Consider the following 3,796-nt stretch of genomic DNA (forward strand, 5'->3'; position numbering starts at 1 on the left):
CGACCGCACGCTGGCCGAGCAACTGGCCGGCGAATGCGAAGCCCAGCGCCGGCACGTGGCCGGCGCATTCTTCAACGACGCCTGCGCGCGCTTTCTCGCGCGCGCCAGGACCTGAACGAACACCCGAAAGAACCATGCTGCCCCAACTGCTGCGCCATCGCTGGATGGACGAAGACATCGATGCCTTTCGCGAACAGGTGCGCCGCTACATCGCGGCCGAGCTCTCGCCGCAACTGGAAGGCTGGCGCCGCCAGGGCTTCATCCCGCGCGAGGTCTGGCGCCCGTTCGGCCAAATGGGCTTCCTGCTGCCCGAGATCGACGAGGCCTACGGCGGCGCCGGTGCCTCGCTCGCCTACCAGATGGTGGTGCAGGACGAACTGGCGAAGGCCGAGTTTCCCGCCAACACCGGCGTGCACAACCTCGCCGCGCACTACATCCTCGACTACGGCACCGAGGCGCAGAAGCAGCGCTGGCTGCCGCGGCTCGCGAGCGGCGAACTGCTGGCCGGCATCGCGCTCACCGAGCCCGGCTGCGGCTCGGACCTCAAGGCGCTGCGCACCCGCGCACGGCGCGAAGGCGAGCACTACGTGATCGACGGCGCCAAGACCTTCATCACCAACGGCTTCTCGGGCAACCTGCTGGTGGTGGCGGTGCGCACCGGCGAGGCGGGCAGCCGCGGCGTGTCGCTGGTCGTGCTCGAGACTGAAGACCTGCCGGGCTTTCGCGTGGGACGGCGGCTCGAGAAGCTGGGCCAGCATGCGTCGGACACGGCCGAGCTCTTCTTCGACGGCGTGCGCGTGCCGGCCGACCATCTGCTCGGCGGCAAGGAAGGCGACGGCTTCATCCAGCTCATGAGCCAGCTCTCGTACGAGCGGCTGTTCCTGTGCGTGCCGGCCGCGGCGGTGATCGAGCGCGCGGTGGAACTGACGGTGGAGTACACGCGGCAGCGCAAGGCCTTCGGCCACAGCGTGTTCGATTTCCAGAACACGCGCTTCAAGCTCGCCGAGTGCGCCACCATCGCGCACGTGGTGCGCAGCTTCGTCAACGACTGCATCCAGCGCCTGGTCGACGGCACCCTCGACCAGGAGGCCGCCTACATGGCCAAGCTGTGGTGCACCGAGCAGCAGGGCAAGGTGACCGACGAGTGCCTGCAGCTGTTCGGCGGCTACGGCTACATGGTCGAGTACCCGATCGCGCGCATGTATGCCGATGCGCGCGTGCAGCGCATCTACGGCGGCACCAGCGAGATCATGAAGGACCTGATCGCGCGCAAGCTGGGCGCGTGAATCGCGCGACGCGCGGGCGCCCCCATGAAAAAGCCGGCCCCCGCTTTCGCGAGGGCCGGCTTCCTATGGATCGAACCACTGGCCTCATCGTGGGGGTTGACCCCGCGATGCGACCGCGTTCCGGGTGCCGATTACAGCGGCAGCGAGTCGCCGCGGGCAGCAGCGCGGGCTTGTGCGCGCACCGCATTGCGATCCACGGTGCTGGCGACCAGCGGCGCCACGCCCGACGAAGCGCCTTCGGCGTAGGGGTTGTCGCTGTGTGCGGCGGCAACGGCTTCGGCACGCACGGCAGCACGGCTGGTCTGCGACACGATCACCTGGGCCGGGCCGGCGTTGGCGCCTTCGGCATAGGGATCGGCGCTGCGAGCGGCGATGACGGCCTGGCCGGCGACTTCGGCGCGGCTGGCGGCCGAGGTCAGGGGATGCACACCCTCGTAGGTTTCTGCATGGGCTGCACCGGCAGCGGCGAGCAGGGAGAGGGCAACGGCGGAGAGGAGCTTCGAGGCGTTCATTTGAGTATTCCTTCAATTCTTGTGACTTGACTTTGGATGATTCGAACCGGTCTTGGTGGGGCGCCGTCCCTTCGGGGGCGGCCACCTCGTCAGTGCCTGTTCACCCAGATCAGTCGCTGCCTTCTGCTTGTCTTGGAGTCGGCGGCTGGTCCGTGAGATGAATTGTGCGCCTCGAACCTAGGTAAAAACCCTAGGCAAATGGAACCGCGGCGTTCACGGGAAGGAAACAATCGATCGTCCGCGCCCCGCCTGCCCCCTCCCGCCTCCTCTTCAGCGGCCCTCGAGGAAATCGACCACCGCGCCCACGAACTCCTTCGGAAACTCCACGTTCGACAGGTGCACCGCGGGCAAGGTCAGCAGCCGCGCACCCGGCACGGTGGCCGCGATCAGCTCGCCATGGCTCGCGGCCGTGACCGGGTCGAACTCCCCCGCGATCACCAGCGTGGGCCGCTCTATCAGCGCAATGGGCCGGCGCAGGTCGGCGTCGCGCACGGCGGCGAGCGCGCCGGCCAGGCCCTGCGGGTCGATCTCGAGCAGCACCTGGCGCAAGGCCTGCACCACGGGGCCGTTCTCGGTCAGCAGCCGCTCGGGGAACCAGTTGCGCAGGAAGCCCTCGGCCGTCTCCTTCATGTCGGGGGCGGCGAGCACGCCGACGATGCGTTCGTCGAACACGCTGGCCGGGCCGAGCCACGAGGAGGTGTTGGCCAGCACCAGCCGGTCGATGCGCTCGGGCGCATGCACGCCCAGCCACTGGCCGATGAAGCCGCCGAGCGAGAGGCCGAGGAAATGCGCGCGCTCGATCTCCAGCGCGTCGAGCAGCTCGATCGCGTCGCGCCCGAGCCGGTCCATCGAATAGGCGCCCGGCGTGACGCCCGAGCCGCCATGGCCGCGCGTGTCGTAGCGCAGCACGTGGAAATGCCGGCCCAGCGCCTCGACCTCGCCGTTCCACATCGAAAGCGTGGTGCCGATGGAGTTCGACAGCACCAGCACGGGCTTGCCGGCATCGCCATCGAAGCGGTAGGCGATGCGGGCGCCGTCGCCGGCGGTAGTGGTGTGGGTGAAGTGGCTCATGGCGTGCTTTCCTTGGCATGGCTTCGGAGCCCCGGGGCCCCTGCAACGGCGATCACCGTGGCACAAATCGTAGTTGCGCCCCTTGGCGAAAGAAATTACAAAGTTCGATCAATCCTTGTCAGCAAATCGAACATGAGCGAATTCACCCTGCATGACCTCCAATGCTTCGACGCGGTGGTGCGCGCGGGCGGCTTCCAGGCCGCCGCCACGCAGTTGCATCGCTCGCACCCGGCGGTGTTCGCGGCCGTGGCCAAGCTCGAGCGGCAACTGGGCCTGGTGCTGCTCGACCGCGGCGGCTACCGCGTGCAGCCCACCGAGGCCGGCCGCTCCTTCCATGCGCGCGCGCAGTCGCTGCTGCGCGAGCTCGAGGGCCTGCGCGGCCATGCGCGCCAGCTCGCGGTGGGCGAGGAAAGCGAGCTGCGCGTGGTGATCGGCGACCTGTGCCCGCGGCCGCAGGTGCTGGCGATGCTGGCGCGCTTCTTCGCGCAGTGCCCGGGCACGCGGCTCGCGCTGTACTTCGAGGCGGTGGCCGGTCCGGCCGAGCGGCTGTTCGACGGCGAGGCCGACCTGATCCTGCACGGCATCGACAAGCGCGATCCGCGGCTCGAATGGATCGACCTGTGCAAGGTGCCCTTCGTGCCCGTGGTGGCGCCGGCCCTGCTGGCCGAGCCGCTGCCGCGCGCGCCGGGGCCCGAGCGCATGCGCGCCTACACCCAGTGCGTGATGCGCGACACGGCGCGCCACACGCCGCCCCAGGACCACTTCCTGATCGAGGGCGCGCACCAGTGCACCGTGGCCGACCAGCTCATGAAGAAGGAGGTGATCCTGCTGGGCCTGGCCTGGGGCCACATGCCGCGCTTCCTGATCGAGGAAGAACTGCGCGACGGCCGGCTGCGCTCCATTGCGGGCCGCCACCTGCCCGGCAGC

General features: G+C 69.2%; 4 protein-coding genes. 2 read left to right on the forward strand and 2 right to left on the reverse strand.

The window, feature by feature from the left end; translation table 11 throughout:
- The first annotated feature begins 134 nt into the window (after positions 1-134).
- Positions 135-1,286 carry an acyl-CoA dehydrogenase family protein gene (locus AC27VN_RS35355; RefSeq protein WP_490879629.1) on the forward strand — a complete coding sequence of 384 codons (1,152 nt, stop codon included), beginning with the start codon at positions 135-137 and terminating at the stop codon, positions 1,284-1,286.
- Between the two features lie 131 nt (positions 1,287-1,417).
- Here the strand turns inward: AC27VN_RS35355 and AC27VN_RS35360 are convergent, their stop codons facing one another.
- Together AC27VN_RS35360 and AC27VN_RS35365 are read right to left on the reverse strand one after the other, a co-directional pair.
- Positions 1,418-1,798 (reverse strand): hypothetical protein, encoded by a 381-nt coding sequence (locus AC27VN_RS35360; protein ID WP_057598380.1) that lies wholly within the window; start codon positions 1,796-1,798, stop codon positions 1,418-1,420.
- A 270-nt stretch (positions 1,799-2,068) separates the two neighbouring features.
- Complete coding sequence (locus AC27VN_RS35365; RefSeq protein WP_490879630.1) at positions 2,069-2,869, reverse strand: alpha/beta fold hydrolase; 801 nt, start codon at positions 2,867-2,869, stop codon at positions 2,069-2,071.
- A gap of 132 nt (positions 2,870-3,001) precedes the next feature.
- Here AC27VN_RS35365 and AC27VN_RS35370 point away from each other — a divergent pair.
- Positions 3,002-3,796: LysR family transcriptional regulator (locus AC27VN_RS35370; protein WP_490879631.1), on the forward strand; the 795-nt coding region annotated here is incomplete at its 3' end.

The sequence above is a fragment of the Variovorax sp. 20P10.2.4 genome (assembly GCF_058244205.1).